Origin of the sequence: Micropruina sp. (assembly GCF_047606665.1) — a bacterium.
GTDB lineage: Bacteria > Actinomycetota > Actinomycetes > Propionibacteriales > Propionibacteriaceae > Micropruina.
The window spans coordinates 19,692-34,074 of sequence record NZ_JASGEF010000025.1 but is presented as its reverse complement, the minus strand read 5'-3'; the positions used below and the strand labels follow the sequence as shown (position 1 = coordinate 34,074).

Genomic DNA, 14,383 nt, shown 5'->3' with positions numbered 1-14,383 from the left:
GCGCTCGGGACGGCCGCCCCGGTCGTCGCGACGCGGCCCGCGGGCCGGACGGCGCTGACCACCCGAGGTGGCGCGAGCGGCCCGCTGGGCGGCGCGCTCGGCGCGGTTGCCCGACAGGTCACCCTTGTAGATCCACACCTTCACGCCGATCCGGCCGAAGGTGGTCTTGGCCTCGAAGAAGCCGTAGTCGATGTCGGCGCGCAGGGTGTGCAGCGGCACGCGTCCCTCGCGGTAGAACTCCGACCGGCTCATCTCGGCGCCGCCCAGGCGGCCGGAGCACTTGATCTTGATGCCGGTGGCACCGGAGCGCATCGCGGTCTGCTGTGCCTTGCGCATCGCGCGGCGGAACGCCACCCGTGCGCTGAGCTGCTCGGCGATGCCCTGGGCGACCAGCTGCGCATCGGTCTCGGGGTTCTTCACCTCGAGGATGTTCAGCTGCACCTGCTTGCCGGTGAGCTTCTCCAGCTCGCTGCGGACCCGCTCCGCCTCGGCGCCGTTGCGGCCGATGACGATGCCCGGACGCGCGGCGTACAGGAAGATGGTCACCCGCTCGCTGCGGCGCTCGATCTCGACCGAGGAGATGCCGGCGCGCTCCAGCGTCTTGTGCAGGTACGCGCGGATCTTCACATCCTCGGCGACATGCTCGGCGTAGCCCTTGTCGGCGTACCACCGGGTCTTGTGGTCGGTGGTGATGCCGAGCCGGAAGCCGTTCGGGTTGATCTTCTGACCCATGCTCAGGCCTCCTTCGGTTCGACGACGACGGTGATGTGGCTGCCCCGCTTCAGGATCCGGCTGGCGGAGCCCTTGGCCCGCGGACGGATCCGGCGCAGGGTCATACCCTCGTCCACGAAGGCCTGCGAGATGTACAGCTCTTCGGCACGCAGGTCTTCGGTCGCGGTCGCGTTCGCCGAAGCGGACGCCACCACCTTGTAGACCGGCTCGGAAGCGGCCTGCGGGGCGAACTTCAGCACCGTCAGGGCCTCGGTCACGGGCATTCCACGGACCAGGTCGACCACCCGGCGCACCTTGGTCGGCGACATCCGGACTCCACGCGCGATGGCGTACGAGCCAGGACGATCGCCGAGCAGGCGGGAACGCCGACTGGGCCGGTTCTCCTTGTTGCTCATATCAGTTCCTCTTCTCGCTCGCTCAACGGCGGCGGGACTTCTTGTCTTCCTTGATGTGCCCGCGGTAGGTGCGGGTGGGGGCGAACTCGCCCAGCTTGTGCCCGATCATCGACTCGGTGACGAAGACCGGCACGTGCTTGCGGCCGTCGTGCACGGCGATGGTGTGCCCGATCATGTCGGGGATGATCATCGACCGGCGCGACCAGGTCTTGATCACCTGCTTGGTGCCCTTGGCGTTCTGCGCGTCCACCTTCTTGGCGAGGTGGTCGTCGACGAAGGGACCTTTCTTGAGACTGCGTGGCATGTGTCTAGCTCACCTGTTCCAATCAGCGCTTCTTGCCGGACTTGCGGCGACGGATGATCAGGCGAGAACTCGCCTTGTTCTTGTCCCGGGTGCGACCCTCGGGCTTGCCCCACGGGCTGACCGGGTGACGGCCACCGGAGGTGCGACCCTCGCCACCACCGTGCGGGTGGTCGATCGGGTTCATCACCACACCGCGGACGGTCGGGCGGATGCCCTTCCAGCGGTTGCGGCCGGCCTTGCCCCAGTTGATGTTCGACTGCTCGGCGTTGCCGACCTCGCCGATGGTGGCGCGGCAGCGGACGTCGACCATGCGCATCTCGCCCGAGGGCAGCCGCAGCGTGGCGTACTTGCCCTCGCGAGCCACCAGCTGGATGCGGGCGCCGGCCGAGCGGCCCATCTTGGCGCCGCCGCCGGGACGCAGCTCGACGGCGTGCACCGTGGTGCCGACCGGGATGTTGCGCAGCGGCAGGTTGTTGCCGGGCTTGATGTCAGCGCCCTCGCCGGCCTCGACCGGATGGCCCTGCTTGAGACCGTTCGGCGCGATGATGTAGCGCTTCTCGCCGTCGGCGTAGTGCAGCAGCGCGATCCGCGCGGTGCGGTTCGGGTCGTACTCGATGTGCGCGACCTTGGCCGGCACCCCGTCCTTGTCGTAGCGCTTGAAGTCGACCAGCCGGTAGGCCTGCTTGTGGCCGCCGCCGATGTGCCGGGTGGTGATCCGGCCGGAGTTGTTCCGGCCGCCGGTCTTCGGCTTCGGCACCACCAGGGACTTCTCGGGCGTCGAGCGGGTGACCTCGGAGAAGTCGGACACGCTCGAGCCGCGACGGCCCGGAGTGGTCGGCTTGTACTTGCGAATAGCCATGGTGTGCTCTTCCCCTCGCTCAGACGCCGGCCGAGCCGAAGATGTCGATCCGCTGACCCGCGGCGACGGTCACGATGGCCCGCTTGGTGTCGGGACGCTTGCCCCAGCCGGCCCGCGTGCGGCGCTTCTTGCCCTGGCGGTTGATGGTGTTCACGTTCGTGACCTTGACGTCGAAGACGGCCTCGACGGCGATCTTGATCTCGGTCTTGTTGGCGCTCGGGGCGACCAGGAACGTGTACTTGTTCTCGTCCAGCAGCCCGTAGCTCTTCTCGGAGACCACCGGCGCGAGCAGGATGTCGCGGTGGTCGCGGATCTTGTGATCGCTCACTTCTCTGCCTCCTCGGCGGCCTGGGCGTCCTCGGCCGCTTCGGCGCCGGTGAAGGCGGCCAGGGCGGCGGTGGTGAACACGACGTCGTCGCTGTTGAGGACGTCGTAGGCGTTCAGCTGGTCGACGGCCAGCGCGTGCACGCTCGCCACGTTGCGCAGGCTCAGCCAGGCCACGTCCTCGTCGCGGCTCAGCACGACCAGGATCTTGCCGCCGGCGACCTCTGAGAGCGCCTGCAGCGCGGCCTTGGTGGACGGCGTCTCACCGGCCACGATCGACTCGACGACATGCACGTTGCCGTTGCGGGCCCGGTCGGAGAGCGCACCGCGCAGCGCGGCGGCGATCATCTTCTTCGGGGTGCGCTGGGCGTAGCTGCGCGGTTGCGGGCCATGGACGATGCCGCCGCCGGTCCACTGCGGGGCGCGGCGGGAACCCTGGCGGGCGCGTCCGGTGCCCTTCTGGCGCCATGGCTTGGCGCCGCCACCGGCGACCTCACCGCGGGTCTTGGTGGAATGCGTGCCCTGGCGGGCGGCGGCCTGCTGGGCCACCACGACCTGGTGGATCAGCGGCACATTGGTCTGGACGTCGAAGTAGTTGCCGGGCAGGTCGGCCGTGGCCTCCGAGCCCAGCACCTTGACGGTCTGCTTCTCGCTCATTCGGCGGCACCCTTCTTGGCGGCCGTGCGCACCACGACGAGCGAACCCTTGGGGCCGGGCACGGAGCCCTTGACCAGGATCAGCCCGCGCTCGGCGTCCACGGCATGGATCGTGAGGTTCTGGACGGTCACCTTCTCGACGCCCATCCGGCCGGCCATCCGCATGCCCTTGAAGACCTTCGAAGGGGTGGACGAGCCGCCGATGGAACCCGGCGAGCGGTGCTTGCGGTGCACACCGTGGGAGGCCCGCAGACCGCCGAAGCCGTGCCGCTTCATCACGCCGGCGGTGCCCTTGCCCTTGCTGACACCGGTCACGTCGACCACCTCGGCGGCGGCGAAGACATCGGCGTTCAACTCTTGGCCGAGGCTGTACTCGGCGGCGTCGGAGGTGCGCAGTTCGACGAGGTGCTTGCGCGGGGTGACCCCGGCAGCATCGAAGTGGCCGGCGGCGGGCTTGGGGACCTTGGTCGGCTTGACGGCGCCGAAGGCCAGCTGGACGGCGGAGTAGCCGTCCTTCTCGGGGGAACGGACCTGCGTGACGACGCACGGCCCGGCCTGGATCACGGTGACCGGGACGACCTTGTTGTTGGCGTCCCAGGTCTGGGTCATGCCGAGCTTGGTGCCCAGCAGGCCCTTCACTTTGCGTTCGTTAGTCATGTTCGGCGACCTCAGGGGAGCTTGATCTCGATGTCGACACCGGCCGGCAGGTCGAGCCGCATCAGCGAGTCGACCGTCTTCGGCGTGGGATCGAGGATGTCGATCAGCCGCTTGTGGGTACGCATCTCGAAGTGCTCGCGGCTGTCCTTGTACTTGTGCGGAGAACGGATCACGCAGAACACGTTCTTCTCGGTGGGCAGGGGCACGGGGCCCGCCACCTTGGCGCCGGTACGGGTCACGGTGTCGACGATCTTCTTCGCCGAGGAGTCAATGACCTCGTGGTCGTAGGCCCGGAGTCGGATCCGGATCTTCTGTCCCGCCACTGATTTTCCTTCTTCTCGTCGGATACTGCTGCTCCGACCCCCGCGGTCGGGCGTGTCGGGCCAATCAGGGCCGCACACGAGCGCAAAATCGTTCGTGGTAGGGCCCGGCTGACGACTCATCCGCCTGGGGGCACCACGGCATACCGCCGCGGAGCAACCGGACGATTCTGTCACAGGGCGACCGGCGGCTTCAAATCCCGGGTGTGTCGGACGTCCGGGCTGGCCTTGCTGGTGCCTGGGGGTGGGGTCTGGGCCAGATGCTGCTGGTGCTTGGCGGGGGCGTCCGATCGCTCGATCGGGGACTACTTTCAGGTTCGTGCACTACCTTCGGGATATTTCCCGAAAGCAGGCGGCCAAGCTGAAAGCTGTGGTCGATCGCGCGATCGACTCCCGAGGAGGAACAGATGCAGCTCCATCACGTCCAGGTGATCATGCCGACCGGTGGCGACGACGGCGCCCGCGCGTTCTGGCGCGACGCCGTCGGGCTGACCGAGGTGACCCCGCCGCCGGAGCTCGCCGGACGTCCGGTGCGCTGGTTCCGGGCCTTCGACTCCTCCGGCGCGATCACCCTGGAGGTCCATGTGCTGGCCGACGAGCAGTTCGTGCCGGCGCGGATGGCCCATCCGGCGATCCTGGTCGACTCGGTGGCCACGCTGGAGACGCTCGGCGAGCGGATCGCGTCCGCCGGTTTCGAGCTCAGCTGGGCGCAGCGGACGTCCTTCGCCGGCTACCAGCGCTTCCACTGCTGGGACGCCTTCGGCAACCGCGTCGAGGTGATGACCCCCACCCAGTGACCGCGAGGACGGTTGTTCGGCGTGCGAAATTCGAACCTGGAAGAACCGTCCCCCGACATGCGAAATTCGAACCTCGAAGAACCGTCCCCCGACGTCCGAAATTCGAACCTGGAAGAACCGTCCCCGGTCAGTCGTCCCGGGTCAGTCGTGGCCGATGATGAACTCGGACGTCGAACGGTGCGCGGTGGGTGGGACCACGAAGCCGTTCATCACCGCCGAGAGGCGCAGGGCGTGCTCGGAGTGGAAGACGTCCTCCAACAGCATCGGTTCGCCGTCGGGACCGGACAGCGGCACCCGCCAGTTGGGGTACTCGTCGACCGTGCCGGGTTGATTCTGGGTGCGGTGGTCGCCGACGGCGTCGGTCAGCGCGGCGCACAGCATCCGGGCCGGGGTGGCCAGCAGGAACCGGTGCATGGCCAGCACGATGTCTTCGGTGGTCGGGGCGTCCCCGGTGAGCAGGCCGCGGTCCCGCAGCACCCGCATCCAGTCCTCGCGCTCCCGGGCGGCCCCGGCCAGTTCGACGTCCAGGTCTTCGGTGAGCAGGCCCAGCGCGTGCTGCAGCTTGACGTGGGCGGCGTCCAGGTAGCCGGCGGTGGGCGGCAGGTCGTGGGTGGTGACCGAGGCCATGCAGTAGTCGCGCCACGATTCCGGCGGCAGGATCTGGCCGTCGTCGCCGCGCTCGAACCAGGCGATCGAGGTGCCCAGGATGCCGCGGTCGCGCAGATACACCCTGACCCAGGGCTCGACCACGCCGAGGTCCTCCCCCACCACGACCGCGCCGGCCCGCTGCGCCTCGAGCACCAGGATGCCGACCATCGCCTCGTGGTTGTAGCGCACGTAGGTGCCGTGCGTGGGACCCATCCCCTCGGGCACCCACCAGAGCCGGAACAGGCCCATGATGTGGTCGACCCGGATGCCGCCGGAATGCCGCAGGATGCCGGCCACCATGTTGCGGAACGGCGCGTAGCTCAGCTCCCCCAGCCGGTCCGGACGCCAGGGGGCCTGGCCCCAGTCCTGGCCGGTCTGGTTGAAGTGGTCCGGCGGCGCACCGACGGAGACGCCGCGGGCGAAAGTGTCGCCGAGCATCCACGCCTCGGCGCTGTGCCCGCTCACCCCGACGGCCAGGTCGTTCATGATCCCGACCCGCATGCCGGCCGCCTTGGCCGCCGACTGGGCGTCCCGCAGCTGCTCGTCGGCGACCCACTGCAGCCAGGAGAAGAAGACGATCTCGCCGACATGGTCGACCGCGAACTGCGCCACCTCGGGCGAGGACGGACGGCGCAGGTCGATCGGCCACTCCCGCCAGTTCATCCCGTACTCGTGCACCAGCGCGCACCAGGTGGCGAATTGCGACAACGGGCGTCCCTCTTTGCGGACGAAGTCGTTCAGGCTCATCAGCCGGGTCGGCTTCAGGCCGGCGTCGAAGATCGCCCGCAGCGCCTTCAGCTTGGCCCGCCACACCTCGTCCCGCTTGATCAGTGGCTCGTTCGCGAGCTTCTTGGCGAGCTTGCCGCGCAGCTGGGCGACCTTGGCGCGCTGCCGGTCGTCCAGGCCGGCGTACTCGGCGATCGCCTCGGGCCGGATGTAGATCGGGTTGACGTAGCGCCGCGAGGTCGGCAGGTAGGGCGAGGGCTCCAGCGGGGTCATCGGCTGCGCCGCGTGCAGCGGGTTGACCAGCACGTACGAGGCGAACTGTTGGGTGGCCGACCAGGTCGCCAGGTCGGCCAGATCGGTCAGGTCGCCGATCCCCCACGAGTCGGCCGAACGGACGCTGTACAGCTGGGTCGCATAGCCCCAGACCCGCTTCTCGCCCATCCTCGGCGGGAAGCCGAGGAAGTGCGGCGAGACGATCAGGCTGGCCTCGGCGGTCCATCCCGCGGTGCGGCAGCCGATCCGGTGATAGCCGGGCGGCAGGTCGCCGGGCACCTCGAAGCTGGCCTCGCCGGTCAGCGTGTCGTCGACCATCCGGGCCGGCTGGTCGTTCGACAGCTGCCGCAGGTCGCGGGTGCCGCCGTCCTCGAGCCGGACCCAGACCTCCACCCAGGCACCGTCGGGGACGTGGACCTTCACTTCCTGCGGCGCGCCCTGCTGCATCACCGTGCACGCCGGCAGCGCCCGGCGCCAGGGACGCATCCGCCGCTCGTGCACCGCGGCCTCGGCCGACTCGGCGGTGCTGGCGTCGATGTCCATCGCGGCCAGCACGGCGATCACCGTCTCGTCCGAGATCTCGGTGAGCCGTCCCTTCCAATCCCAGAACTCGGTGGCGATGCCGAACTCGGCAGCCAGCTCGGCGAGATACGGGTTCGACAGGGCCATCGTTGGTTCCTTGCGGGTCGGTGAACGGCAACCACCCTAAGGGACGGATCAGCAACACACCCGTCGCCGCACCAACAGCGGGAATTCAGTCCCCGGCCGGGGCTTCGAAGTCGACCAGCAGCGTCCGCAGCGCGGTGGCCAGCTGGTGCCGCACAGACGGCGTCAGAGGTTCCAGGACGCCGCGTTCGAACGCCACCAGGTCGTCCATCGCCGCACCCACGACGTCCGCACCCTCACCGGTGAGTCGGACGCGAACCCCGCGCCGGTCGGCCGGGTTGGCCTGGCGCTCCACCAGGCCACGGTCGGTGAGCCGGTCGATCCGGTTGGTCATGGTGCCGCTGGAGGACAGCGTCTGGTGGATCAACTCCCCCGGCGACAGCTCGTAGGGCGGGCCCTCGCGGCGCAGCGCGGCCAGCACGTCGAACTCCCACACCTCCAGCCCGTGCGCGGCGAAGCAGCGCTTGCGGGCCAGGTCGAGATGCCGGGCCAACCGGCTCACCCGGGACAGGACGGCCAGCGGCTCGGTGTCCAGGCCGGGCGCCTCCGCCTGCCAGGCGGCGATGATCCGGTCGACCTCGTCCATGCGTCAGTCCTCGGTGGAGCCGTTGGGCACCGGCCCGATCCGGTAGGCCATCAGGATGGCTACCAGGCCGACGACCACCATCATCGTCATCAGGCCGCCGAAGGTGAACGGCGATTCGGCAGAAAGGTGGAAGTGGGCGAACCAGGCGCCGGCCAGGCCGGTGAACAGGCTGCTGCCCAGCGATTCGCCGACCTGCAGCGAGGATGTGTTGCGGCCCAGTTCGGCGTCCTCGGAGAGCTGCATCACCGCCAGCGAGGTGCTCGGGTTCTGCAGGCCCATGCCGAAGCCGGCGATGATCCAGGCGATCATCACCAGCCCCAGCCAGGACTGCGGGAAGAACGACGCCACCGCCAGCACCGCCACTCCCACCGCGATCGCGACGACGCCGACGATGATCATCTGGTCGCGCCGCCAGGACAGCCAGCTCTGCGACTGCAGCAGCGCGCCGGCCATCCAGCCGACCGAGCCGATGGTCAGGGTGACGCCGGTGATCACCGCCGCCAGCTCGCGCGACTCGGTCAGCATCAGCGGCAGGAAGGATTGGGCGCCGAAGAAGGCGCCGGCGCTGAACAACCGGGCTCCGACCACGCCGGAGATGCCGCGTCCGGTCCAGTCGATGGTCTTGGGCATCAGTGGCGGCAGGCCGAAGACGACCGCCGCCAGCCCGAGCGCCGCCCACAACGCCGACCACAGGTCGAGTTCCTGGCCGGCCCATTGGATCAGCGCCAACCCGGCGGCGACCGCGGCGGCCAGCAGCATCAGCCGCTTCTTGAGTTCGTGGGGCTCTTCGGGAGCGAGTTCGATGTGCCGCAGCGGCCGGAGCATGAGGAGTCCGCCGACGGCCATGAACGGCAGCACCGACCAGAACACGAAATGCCACGAGCTGACCTGGACGATCCAGCCGGCCAGTGGCGGACCGACGAAGGCCGGCAGCATCCAGCAGGCGGAGAACCACATCATCAGCTTGGCCCGTTCGGCCTCGCCGTAGGCGCGGGCGATCAGCACCATCACCGCGACGTTCATGGTGCCGGCGCCCAGGCCCTGGGTGAATCGGGCGACCAGCAGCACCCACATCGCCGGCGCCACCGCGGCCACCACCAGGCCGACCGCGAAGATGCCGAACCCCCACACCATCGGCTGGATCGGGCCGTAGCGGTCGCTGAACTGGCCGGACGCCACGATGCTGAAGGTCATCGCGATGACGAAGGCGGTGAACGTCCAGGCGTACAGGCCAAGGTTGCCGAGGTCGCGGGCGGCGGCCGGCATCGCGGTGAGCACGGCGTAGGACTCGAACGAGATCGCCATCACGCACATCATGAGGCCGATCGTGAGCCACCGCCGATCGGTCTTCCCGCTCACTGGGCCACCTTCTGCACGGCTCGGAGTCTACGACGCCGTCGCGCCGCCCGGATCGCTACGCGCCGGGGGTCCGGACACCACAGCGAGCAGATTGGACGCCTTGAGCTGCGTCTCGGCCCACTCCGCCGCCGGGTCGGAATCCCAGGTGATGCCGCCCCCGGTGCCGAGGTGGAGGCGTCCGTCGGCGGCCCAGAAGGTGCGAATCGCGACGTTCAGCTCGCCCTCGGCACGGTCGGCGTCCACCCAGCCGACGGCCCCGCAGTAGACCCCGCGCGGCACCGGCTCCAGTGCCCGGATCGCCTCCAGCGCGGCCAGTTTGGGCGCACCGGTCACCGAACCGGGCGGAAAGGTGGCGTCGATCAGCTCGGGCCAACCGACGGCCGGCCGGAGGCGTCCGCGCACGGTGGAGACCAGGTGGAACAGGCCGGGATGCTCCTCGACGCTCAGCAGGGCCGGGGTCTCCACCGAGCCGGTCACGCAGACCCGGCCCAGGTCGTTGCGGACCAGGTCGACGATCATCACGTTCTCGGCGGAATCCTTGGCCAGGAAGCCGTCCGCGGTGGCCGCGGTGCCCTTGATCGGCGACGACCAGACGGTGCTGCCACGGCGTCCGAGGAACAGCTCGGGCGAGGCCGAGGCGAGGTGAATGTCCTGGTCGGGAAGCTGTACGACGGCGCTGAACGGTGCCGGGTTGCCCTGTGCCAACGCGGCACCCAGGGCGGCGATCGAGGCCTCGGGCGGCAGCGGCGCGCTGAGCCGCCGGGTCAGGTTCACTTGGTAGACGCCGCCGGCGGCGATGATCCGCCGGATCTCGGCGACGCCGGCGGTGAAGCCGGCCTCGTCCAGGGAGGTGATCCAGGCGTCACGGGGCGGACCTTGCCAAGGCCGTCCCCGCCATGGCATCGCCGGCCGGACCTGGTCGAACCGGGCGCACACCGGCTCGCCCTCGAACGGCAGCACCACCGCCCAGAAGCCGGACGAGTCCAACGCGGTCAGATCGGCGCTGACGTCGCGCAGACCGGTCGCCAGCCGTCCGCCGACCACCGCGAGCGCCTCCACCCGTCCATCCCACCACGATCGACGGCGACCGCCCAAGCGGACGCCTCACGTCACCGCCGAACGGAGATCCCGGCATTCGCGGGGATGACAGGGTGTGGTGACGGAAAGCAGGCCGGGAGGACGGAAAGCCCTCCACGCAATCCCGGCGGACGCCGGGATCTCCGGCCCGTGCCAACAGCTGGCGGCGGACGATTAGAGTGTGGGGCTATGACGGAACTGGCTCCGGGTGCGCAGACGATCCTCGACGAGCGCACCGATCTGCGCATCGATGAGGGCGACCACGAACGGTTCAGCCACTACGTGCCGAAGAACAAGCTCACCGAGGCGATGGTGATGGGCACTCCGGTGGTGGCGCTGTGCGGCAAGGTCTGGGTGCCGAGCCGGAACCCGGACAAATTCCCGGTGTGCCCCGAGTGCAAGGAAATCTGGGCTTCGATGCGTCCCGGCGACGACGACAAGTAGGCCGCCGATGTCCCACACCCTGATCGTGATGCGGCACGCCAAGTCGTCGTGGAGCACCAATGACCCCGACCACGGCCGTCCGCTGGCCGAGCGCGGCATCCGCGATGCCGGCGCCGCTGGCCGGATCTTGGCCGAATATCCGATCGGGGCTCTGCTCTCGTCGTCGTCGACCCGCACCCGGCAGACCTGGCAGAACGCGGCGGCGTCCGGCGCGCACGCCGACCAGGTGACCTTCACCGACGCCTTGTACGGCGCCTGGGCCGAATCGGTCGCCGACCTGCTGCATGAACTCGACGAGTCCGTCGGCACCGCGATGGTGCTCGGCCACGAACCCACGATGAGCTCGCTGGTCGAGTGGCTGGCCGAGCCGTCCGAGCTGCGCGACGAGGCGTCCGCGCACTACCCGACCAGCGCATTGGCGGTACTGGAGTTCGACTGCGGCTGGGCCGAGGTCGGCGCCGGACGCGGCCGAGTGGTCCGCTTCGAGATCCCGCGCGGGTAGGGTTCAGGACGCCGTCCGGCCAAGCCCGATCTGCAGGTAGGCGGCGCCGAACAGTCCGGTGAGCAGCACCGTGGCGTAGCGCTCCATCACCGAATCCTGGGTGTGTTCCAGCCGGGTGATCCGGATGTCGGCGGCCTGCGCCGTCCGTTGCAGCCGGAGCCGTGACTCGGCGGCGGACGCGTCGTCCATGCCGTCGTCGATCAGCACCAGGCCGGGACGCCGCTCTTGGGCGACCTCTTCGAACGGGTCGGCGAACGGGTCGCGGGGTGCCGCCTGTTGGAGCAGCGCGACCAAGTCGGAGGCGTCCGCCGCCAGCCCGATCCGTCCGGACGCCAGCCGCAGCGCCTCCACGATCCGCCGGCTGGCCCGGGCGGCGAGGATCGAGCCGCCCCAGACCAGCGGGGACGCGTCCGCGAGATCGAGCGCCATCGCCTTGGCCGGGTTGACCGACACATCGGTGCGGGCCGCGCAGTGTTCGGCGACGGTGTCCATCGCGGACGCGATCGCCTCGGGGTTGATGTAGGGGCCGAGGCCGAGCCGGTTCAGCGCCATCAGGCACACCACCGCCGCCGCCAGCGGGTCGCCGGTGCTGACCGGCAGCACCGTGGTGGCCCGCGAGGACGCCTGCACCGCGAGCGGCGAATCGGGCGGGCAGGCCACGATCAGCCGGCAGCCGCGACGGACCGCCTCGTGGGCGACGGCCAGACTTGCCGGGCCGCGGCGTCCGATCAGCAGCACGACGTCGAGCGGCCCGACCCAGCCGGGCAGACCCAGCGCTGGCCAGGCCACGAACGGCACCGGGCAGACCGGTTCGAGCACGGCCCGCAGCAGCCGGGCCTCGGGGCCGTAGGCGATCACCGCGCGGGGCCGGTCCACATCGATCAGGTCGGCCAGCCGTCCCTCCGCGATGGCGCCCTCGCGCCGGACCCGCGCCCCGGAGGACGCCAGGTTCATCAGCAGCGGTGCGGCGGCGGCGAGGACGTCCGGATTCTCCAGCCGGGAGTCGTCGAAGTCGATCATGGCTCAGTCGCGGGTCGGCCGCCGGGCCTCGTCGATCAGCAGGATCGGGATGCCGCCGCGCAGCGGGTAGGCCAGGCCGCAGTCGGTGCCGGTGCAGACCAGTTCGGACGCCTCGTAGTCCCAGGTGAAGGTGCTGTGGCAGGCCGGGCAGACCAGCAGGTCGAGCACGTCGTGGGTCAAATCAGGCATCTGCTCCTCCTCGGATGATGGCCAGCGCCTCGTCGCGCAGGGACGCCATCTGCGCGTCGTCGCCGGCTTCGACGTTGAGCCGCAGCAGCGGCTCGGTGTTGGACGGCCGGACGTTGACCCACCAGCCGTCGCCGGCGATGGTCAGTCCGTCGTCGTTGTTCTGGTCGCCGCGGCCGGCGAAGGCGTCCGCCAACCGGCTGAGCACGGCGGGCACGTCGGCCACCGTCGAGTTGATCTCGCCCGAGTCCGCGTAGGCGGGCAGTCCGGCGACCAGTTCGGACATGGTGCCGCCGCTGCGGGCCAGCAGGGCGAGCACGTGCAGTCCGGCCAGCATGCCGGTGTCGGCGCCCCAAAAGTCGCGGAAGTAGTAGTGCGCGGAGTGTTCGCCGCCGAAGATCGCGTTGTGCTGCGCCATCTTCGCCTTGACCGCGGTGTGGCCGACCTTGGAGACCACCAGGGTGCCTCCGGCGTCCGCGACGACCCGGTCGACGGCACGGGAGGTGATGGTGTTGATCACGATCGTGCCGCCGGGTTCGCGGGCGAGTTCCTGCTGGGCGATCAGGGCGGTGATCAGGGACGGGCTGACCACGTCGCCGCGCTCGTCGACGATGAAGCAGCGGTCGGCGTCGCCGTCGAAGACGAGCGCCAGGTCGGCGCCGTGTTCCACGACGGCCCGTTGGGCGTCGAGCAGGTTCTCGGGTTCGAGCGGGTTCGGCGGATGGTTGGGGAAGCTGCCGTCCAGTTCGGTGAACAGGCCGATGGTCTCGATGTCGAGCGGGCCGAGGACGGCGGGCGCGGTGTGTCCGGCCATGCCGTTGCCGGCGTCGTAGACGACGGTGAGCCGGCGCATGCCGTCCAGCGGGACGAGGTGGTGCAGGTGGGCCGCGTAGTCGACCAGGACGTCCTGCTCGCGCCGGGTGCCCGGCTGCACCGCCGGCGCCAGCTCGGGCCCCATGGCCAGTTCGGCGATCCGGACGAGCATCTCCGGCTCGATCGGGGCGGCTTGGGCGAGGCAGAATTTGACGCCGTTGTAGTCGGCGGGGTTGTGCGAGGCGGTCAGCTGGATGCCCGGCATGTCGAGCAGGCCGGACGCGAACCAGAGCTGGTCGGTGCTGGCCAGGCCGATGTCGATCACGGACGCGCCTTGGCCGAGCGCGCCGTCGATGAAAGCGGCCGCCAGCGCCGGTCCGGTGTCGCGCATGTCGCGTCCGAGGACGAACTCGCGCCCGGCGAGGCCGAGCACCTGGACGAAGGCGGCACCAACGGCACGGGCGCCGGCGACGTCCCATTCGGGCTGGTCACCGCTGACTACGCCGCGAATGTCGTTGGCTTTGAAAATCGTTGGGGTGAGCACGGTTGGAAGCCTAGTGCCCGGTACCTGCGGATCGCGGGGGTTGTCCGTGCGGCACGGCTCACAGATCGGCGATGACCGACAGATGACCCTTGCGACGGGTCACGGCGGGCGCCGGCAAGTCGACTTCGCCGCCTGATCCGGCGACCCGGACGGCCTGGGCGAGGGCTAGCAGATCATCGGTGGAATGACCGGGGTCGGCGTCCGAGGCGGGCAACCGGATCACCTCCCAGCCGCGCGGCACCGACAGCCCAGCGCTGTGCGCCGCGCACAGGTCGTAGCAGCCCGGCTCAGCCCGCAGCGCGAGCGGTCCGAGAACTGCGGTGGAGTCGGCGTAGGCATAGGTGAGCGTGGCTACCGCGGGCACCGAACACCCCGTCCGCGAACACGACCGTGACCTCACCGGGGTGACACTACTCGCTCCGTCGGCGATAGTCGCGGAACCTCCAGCACAGGTGCAGGGTTGGCGCCGCACGGTGCCAGCCCGATGGGACTCAC

General features: G+C 69.9%; 19 protein-coding genes. 3 read left to right on the top strand and 16 right to left on the bottom strand.

Annotated features, from left to right (window positions below):
• The 8 genes from rpsC to rpsJ all read right to left on the bottom strand — a co-directional run.
• Window positions 1-732: 30S ribosomal protein S3 (rpsC, locus tag QM619_RS05880; protein ID WP_415105312.1), on the bottom strand; the 732-nt coding region annotated here is incomplete at its 3' end.
• A 2-nt stretch (window positions 733-734) separates the two neighbouring features.
• The gene (gene rplV, locus QM619_RS05875) at window positions 735-1,127 is read right to left on the bottom strand and encodes a 50S ribosomal protein L22 (protein WP_415105309.1); all 393 of its coding nucleotides are present in this window, start codon (window positions 1,125-1,127) and stop codon (window positions 735-737) included.
• A 22-nt stretch (window positions 1,128-1,149) separates the two neighbouring features.
• Window positions 1,150-1,431: a 30S ribosomal protein S19 gene (gene rpsS / locus QM619_RS05870; RefSeq protein ID WP_415099364.1), complete on the bottom strand. Its 282-nt coding sequence runs from the start codon at window positions 1,429-1,431 to the stop codon at window positions 1,150-1,152.
• Window positions 1,432-1,453: 22 nt separating this feature from the next.
• Entirely contained in the window at window positions 1,454-2,290 is an 837-nt protein-coding gene (rplB, locus tag QM619_RS05865) for a 50S ribosomal protein L2 (RefSeq protein WP_415105306.1), read from the bottom strand.
• 19 nt (window positions 2,291-2,309) lie between these two features.
• Window positions 2,310-2,618, bottom strand: a complete 309-nt coding sequence (gene rplW, locus QM619_RS05860; protein ID WP_415105303.1) for a 50S ribosomal protein L23 — start codon at window positions 2,616-2,618, stop codon at window positions 2,310-2,312.
• The gene (gene rplD / locus QM619_RS05855) at window positions 2,615-3,271 is read right to left on the bottom strand and encodes a 50S ribosomal protein L4 (RefSeq protein WP_415105300.1); all 657 of its coding nucleotides are present in this window, start codon (window positions 3,269-3,271) and stop codon (window positions 2,615-2,617) included. The genes rplW and rplD overlap by 4 nt, the downstream gene beginning before the upstream one ends.
• Window positions 3,268-3,927, bottom strand: a complete 660-nt coding sequence (rplC, locus tag QM619_RS05850) for a 50S ribosomal protein L3 (protein ID WP_415105297.1) — start codon at window positions 3,925-3,927, stop codon at window positions 3,268-3,270. The genes rplD and rplC overlap by 4 nt, the downstream gene beginning before the upstream one ends.
• An 11-nt stretch (window positions 3,928-3,938) precedes the next feature.
• Window positions 3,939-4,250, bottom strand: a complete 312-nt coding sequence (gene rpsJ / locus QM619_RS05845; RefSeq protein ID WP_020488540.1) for a 30S ribosomal protein S10 — start codon at window positions 4,248-4,250, stop codon at window positions 3,939-3,941.
• A 404-nt stretch (window positions 4,251-4,654) separates the two neighbouring features.
• Here rpsJ and QM619_RS05840 point away from each other — a divergent pair, with 404 nt between their 5' ends.
• A complete protein-coding gene (locus QM619_RS05840; protein WP_415105294.1) occupies window positions 4,655-5,044 on the top strand; it encodes a VOC family protein in 390 nt (129 codons plus the stop codon).
• Window positions 5,045-5,185: 141 nt separating this feature from the next.
• Here QM619_RS05840 and malQ read toward each other — a convergent pair whose 3' ends face one another.
• The 4 genes from malQ to QM619_RS05820 form a co-directional block, all read right to left on the bottom strand.
• Window positions 5,186-7,360 carry a 4-alpha-glucanotransferase gene (malQ, locus tag QM619_RS05835; RefSeq protein ID WP_415105291.1) on the bottom strand — a complete coding sequence of 725 codons (2,175 nt, stop codon included), beginning with the start codon at window positions 7,358-7,360 and terminating at the stop codon, window positions 5,186-5,188.
• 85 nt (window positions 7,361-7,445) lie between these two features.
• A complete protein-coding gene (locus QM619_RS05830) occupies window positions 7,446-7,943 on the bottom strand; it encodes a MarR family winged helix-turn-helix transcriptional regulator (RefSeq protein WP_415105289.1) in 498 nt (165 codons plus the stop codon).
• A 3-nt stretch (window positions 7,944-7,946) separates the two neighbouring features.
• Window positions 7,947-9,257, bottom strand: coding sequence for an MFS transporter (locus tag QM619_RS05825; RefSeq protein ID WP_415105315.1), 1,311 nt, complete (start codon window positions 9,255-9,257; stop codon window positions 7,947-7,949).
• Between the two features lie 72 nt (window positions 9,258-9,329).
• Window positions 9,330-10,361: a chorismate-binding protein gene (locus QM619_RS05820; protein WP_415105286.1), complete on the bottom strand. Its 1,032-nt coding sequence runs from the start codon at window positions 10,359-10,361 to the stop codon at window positions 9,330-9,332.
• A gap of 207 nt (window positions 10,362-10,568) precedes the next feature.
• Here QM619_RS05820 and QM619_RS05815 point away from each other — a divergent pair, with 207 nt between their 5' ends.
• Together QM619_RS05815 and QM619_RS05810 are read left to right on the top strand one after the other, a co-directional pair.
• Window positions 10,569-10,823 (top strand): DUF3039 domain-containing protein, encoded by a 255-nt coding sequence (locus tag QM619_RS05815; RefSeq protein WP_415105283.1) that lies wholly within the window; start codon window positions 10,569-10,571, stop codon window positions 10,821-10,823.
• 7 nt (window positions 10,824-10,830) lie between these two features.
• Window positions 10,831-11,325 (top strand): SixA phosphatase family protein, encoded by a 495-nt coding sequence (locus QM619_RS05810; protein ID WP_415105280.1) that lies wholly within the window; start codon window positions 10,831-10,833, stop codon window positions 11,323-11,325.
• A 3-nt stretch (window positions 11,326-11,328) separates the two neighbouring features.
• Here the strand turns inward: QM619_RS05810 and QM619_RS05805 are convergent, their stop codons facing one another.
• The 4 genes from QM619_RS05805 to QM619_RS05790 are packed head-to-tail and all read right to left on the bottom strand — an operon-like array spanning window position 11,329 to window position 14,288.
• Entirely contained in the window at window positions 11,329-12,345 is a 1,017-nt protein-coding gene (locus QM619_RS05805; protein WP_415105278.1) for a hypothetical protein, read from the bottom strand.
• A 3-nt stretch (window positions 12,346-12,348) separates the two neighbouring features.
• A complete protein-coding gene (locus QM619_RS05800) occupies window positions 12,349-12,534 on the bottom strand; it encodes a Trm112 family protein (RefSeq protein ID WP_298132018.1) in 186 nt (61 codons plus the stop codon).
• On the bottom strand, window positions 12,527-13,888 hold the full coding sequence (gene manB / locus QM619_RS05795) for a phosphomannomutase/phosphoglucomutase (protein WP_415105275.1): 1,362 nt from the start codon (window positions 13,886-13,888) through the stop codon (window positions 12,527-12,529). The genes QM619_RS05800 and manB overlap by 8 nt, the downstream gene beginning before the upstream one ends.
• 58 nt (window positions 13,889-13,946) lie before the next feature.
• Window positions 13,947-14,288, bottom strand: a complete 342-nt coding sequence (locus QM619_RS05790; protein WP_415105272.1) for a DUF3499 domain-containing protein — start codon at window positions 14,286-14,288, stop codon at window positions 13,947-13,949.
• Between the last annotated feature and the right edge of the window lie 95 nt (window positions 14,289-14,383).